Origin of the sequence: Polaromonas sp. (assembly GCF_031411155.1) — a bacterium.
Lineage (GTDB): Bacteria > Pseudomonadota > Gammaproteobacteria > Burkholderiales > Burkholderiaceae_C > Polaromonas.
This window is the reverse complement of the sequence record NZ_JANOAL010000313.1, coordinates 1-3,066: the sequence shown is the minus strand read 5'-3', so window position 1 is coordinate 3,066 and position 3,066 is coordinate 1. Positions and strand designations below refer to the sequence as shown.

3 protein-coding genes and 1 pseudogene are annotated in these 3,066 nt (G+C 64.1%); 1 reads left to right on the top strand and 3 read right to left on the bottom strand.

Annotation, left to right across the window (positions count from 1 at the left end):
• Positions 1–139 (bottom strand): annotated as a pseudogene (locus RMO23_RS18480) (23S rRNA (guanosine(2251)-2'-O)-methyltransferase RlmB); the annotation flags it as partial.
• 107 nt (positions 140–246) lie between these two features.
• Between RMO23_RS18480 and RMO23_RS18475 the strand changes: the two are divergent.
• Complete coding sequence (locus RMO23_RS18475; protein WP_309684356.1) at positions 247–441, top strand: hypothetical protein; 195 nt, start codon at positions 247–249, stop codon at positions 439–441.
• 262 nt (positions 442–703) lie between these two features.
• Here the strand turns inward: RMO23_RS18475 and sbcB are convergent, their stop codons facing one another.
• Together sbcB and RMO23_RS18465 are read right to left on the bottom strand one after the other, a co-directional pair.
• Positions 704–2,149: an exodeoxyribonuclease I gene (sbcB, locus tag RMO23_RS18470; protein ID WP_309684354.1), complete on the bottom strand. Its 1,446-nt coding sequence runs from the start codon at positions 2,147–2,149 to the stop codon at positions 704–706.
• 145 nt (positions 2,150–2,294) lie between these two features.
• Positions 2,295–3,066: AAA family ATPase (locus tag RMO23_RS18465; RefSeq protein WP_309684352.1), on the bottom strand; the 772-nt coding region annotated here is incomplete at its 5' end.

Below are 3,066 nucleotides of genomic sequence, written 5' to 3'. Positions count from 1 at the left end.
GCGCCCGGTCGGTGAACTGGCGCATACGCGCATCGCGGCGCGAGGCATCAAAAAACACCTCCAGCACCGACTTGGGGGCGGTTTTCAGGCGAACGCCCACGGCATGAAAGCCGAATAGAACTTTGGGGGAAGAAGACATGCGGGGATTATCGCTGCTGGGGTGTGGCTGCAGCCTGCAGCCTGCAGAGGGTTAAAGTTGACTTGTCAAAACGACAGAATTGGATTCGCCCAAGGGCTGACGGGCGAATGCTTGTAGCCCGCCACTCCCAGGAGCATTCAGGCGACGCGCTGCGGTTTGCGCAGGCGCACCAGGCCGGTGGCGCGTGGTTTGCGGCCCAGCCCTGGCCGCATTTGGTTGGCTGGCTGGCGCGGTTTGAGGCCAGCGCGCTGTACCAGAGCGTGATGCAGAAGCATCTGCCGTGGCAGGCCGGGGCTGGCTGATGCTATTAAGTTTATAGCTGGTTGCGCTCGCTGCTATTGGGTTGCAGGTTTATTTGAGGGTGAAAAGCGCTGTTTTCGTGCTGAAACCGGGCGTAGCGCGCTTCGGGCGGGTCGAATTTGATGCTGCGAGTCGTTTTCTGTGCATCAAATAAGCGGCTAGCCCAATAGGGATGGGCGCAGGCAGCTAATGTATTTATAGCGGGCGGCTTTCACGACCAGGCCGGGCTACCCCCGCCCGATTGCAAAAACCAAGAGCCTCAACCTACTGCACCTCAGGCGCAATGGCCTCCGCATACTCATACAAAGCCCCCAAAACCGCCTCCCCGCGCTCATCGGCCGTTTCCGACAGCTCATCGATCCGGGCCAGCAGTTCATCGACATTGCGGGCGCCGCCCTCGCCGTCCAGCAGGCGCGCCGCGCGATGGGCGTCCCAGCGCTCGGCCTCTTCGGGCGTCAGCGTTTCGGCAAAGTTGCGGGCGCGGTAGCGCAACAGCAGTTCTGCCAGCCGGTCGTCGTCAAAGCCGGTGCGGCTGTGCGCCAGTTCCACGGGCGACAGCGCACGCAGCTGGTTCAGCCGCCTGCGGTCGGCGTTGCCGATGAAGCCGCCGTACAGGTCTTCGTCGACATCGGGCGCGGCCTCCTTGGGGCGCTGAAACACCGCCGGCCAGATCGCGCTCATGTCGGGCAAGCCTGCCGCTATTTCGGCATGGCGCAGCGCCGCGTCCATGTCCACGCCCCACTTCGCCGCCATCTCCGGGCTCAGGGTTTGCAGCTTGCGCACCACCATGGGCGACTTGTTCAGGTGCACGGATTTGAGCGGCAGGCGCTGCACGCCCTCCGGCAAATCGGCCGACCTGGTGAACAGGCGCTGGCGCAGTGTCGCCACGTCGAGCAGCGGCAGCTCGCCCGGGTCGTGCGCCAGGTCCCAAGCCAGCAGCTCGTTCTTGTTGGTCGGGTGCGTGGCCAGCGGCCACATCACGGCCAGGCAGCCGCGCTCGGGCGCGAACATGCCTGACACATGCAAAAAAGGCCTGGCCGTCTGCGGGCTGGCCGGCAGGCCCAGTTCGGCGGCGACCCGGTCTTTTTTGTGCAGACCGAGGCAAAAGTCAAACAGCTTGGGCTGGGCCGAGCGGATCAGCCGCGCCAGTGCGATGGTGGCGCGCACGTCTGACAGCGCATCGTGCGCGGCCTCGTGCATGAGCCCGTTGGCGCGCGCCAGGTCTTCGAGCCTGAAGCTGGGCCGGCCGTCGTCCTTGATCGGCCACTCGATGCCCTCGGGCCGCAAGGCGTAGGCCATGCGCACCACGTCGAGCAGGTCCCAGCGGCCACAGTCGTTTTGCCACTCGCGGCCGTAGGGGTCGATCAGGTTGCGCCAGAACAGGTGGCGCGTCACCTCGTCGTCAAAACGGACGGTGTTGTAGCCCACGCCAATCGTGCCGGGCTCGGCCAGCACCTGCTCAATCTGCTCGGCAAAGACGTGCTCAGCCAGGCCGCGCTCCAGGCACAGCTGCGGCGTGATGCCGGTGATCAGGCAGGAGTCGGGGTCGGGCAGGTAGTCATTGGCGGGCCGGCAGTAAATCATCAGCGGCTCGCCCACTTCGTTCAGTTCGGCGTCGGTGCGGATGCCGGCAAACTGCGCGGGGCGGTCGCGGCGCGGGTTGATGCCGAAGGTTTCGTAGTCGTGCCAGAGAAAAGTGTGTGCTGCCATGCTGGTTTTTTACTCTTTATTCGCGAAACTAGGCCACAGCCCCCGTGGTTATTGCGGTGGTAGCTATAATTTTAATAGCGACATAAAAAAGGCCGCTAGCGTGATGCTAACGGCCTTTTGGGGGTCGCTGAAGGTCTGCGGGCCGTCAGCTGGTTTCCGCCGCCGCCTCGGGCTCGGGCTTGGCGCGGCCCTCGCGCTTGGGCAGCGGCTGGATGTCGAGCTCGACCTCACCGGTTTCCACGCCCTTTTCATCGGTCGTGACCTTCATGTCCACCGTCAGGCGGCCGCCTTCGGTCAGGCGTCCAAACAGCAACTCATCGGCCAGCGCCCGGCGAATCGTGTCCTGGATCAGGCGCTGCATCGGGCGCGCGCCCATCAGCGGGTCAAACCCCTTCTTGGCCAGGTACTTGCGCAGCGTGTCGGTGAAAGTCACCTCCACTTTCTTCTCGGCCAGCTGGGTCTCTAGCTGCAGCAGGAACTTGTCGACGACGCGCAGGATGACGGTTTCATCAAGCGCCTTGAAGCTCACCACCGCATCGAGGCGGTTGCGGAACTCGGGCGTGAACAGGCGCTTGATGTCGGCCATCTCGTCGCCGGCTTCGCGCGGGTTGGTAAAGCCGATGGTCGCCTTGTTCATGGTCTCGGCGCCGGCATTGGTCGTCATGACGATGATCACGTTGCGGAAATCGGCCTTGCGCCCGTTGTTGTCGGTCAGGGTGCCGTGGTCCATGACCTGCAGCAGCACGTTGAAGATGTCCGGGTGCGCCTTCTCGATCTCGTCAAGCAGCAGCACGCAATGCGGCTTCTTGGTCACCGCCTCGGTCAGCAGCCCGCCCTGGTCGAACCCGACATAGCCCGGCGGTGCGCCAATCAGGCGGCTCACGGCATGGCGCTCCATGTACTCGCTCATGTCAAAG

What these genes read in the sequence shown, in the direction of transcription:
- RMO23_RS18475 (WP_309684356.1), top strand. Translation starts at nt 247, where the DNA reads ATGCTTGTAGCCCGCCACTCCCAGGAGCATTCAGGCGACGCGCTGCGG.
- sbcB (WP_309684354.1), bottom strand. Translation starts at nt 2,149, where the DNA reads ATGGCAGCACACACTTTTCTCTGGCACGACTACGAAACCTTCGGCATC.